Source organism: Ralstonia sp. VS2407, assembly GCF_052950655.1.
Genome location: NZ_JBRFVG010000308.1, coordinates 1 through 449, shown reverse-complemented (window position 1 = coordinate 449; position 449 = coordinate 1). Strand labels below are relative to the sequence as shown.

1 pseudogene is annotated in these 449 nt (G+C 67.3%); it reads right to left on the bottom strand.

What is annotated here, in order from left to right:
- A pseudogene (locus tag ACU8YE_RS25200) lies at positions 1-306 on the bottom strand (fumarylacetoacetate hydrolase family protein); the annotation flags it as partial.
- Between the last annotated feature and the right edge of the window lie 143 nt (positions 307-449).

Sequence of the window (449 nt, the reverse complement as noted above, 5' to 3'; positions counted from 1 at the left end):
GGGCATCTCCGCGCCGCGCGCCTGCCGCACCAGCGCGACATGGTTCACATAGGCCGAGCCGTCCGCCCATTGATAAGCTCGCGGCAGCGGCGCGGCGGCGTCATGCTCGTGGAAACGGTCGCGTGGAATGACGCCGTGATCGAGGTCGGTCTGAAGGTTGCGCAGGTCGGGCGACAGCCGGTCCCAATCGTCCAGCGCCGCCTGCAGGGTCGGCGCGATGTGTGACGCGTCGGCGCACCAGGCGAGGTCGTTCGATACGACCACCAACTTGCCGTCGCGGCCGTGCTTGAGACTGGCGAGTTTCATGCGTCCTCCATTGCTGCGGTTCAGCCCTAGCGGGTCGGAACCGGAGTGGGTAGCCGCCCCGCCCGCCTCGGCGACACTGAGCCGACCACCATAACAGTTGTTACTTGACGCTCGCGTCAACTCGCCGCACGCTTCTGGTCGAC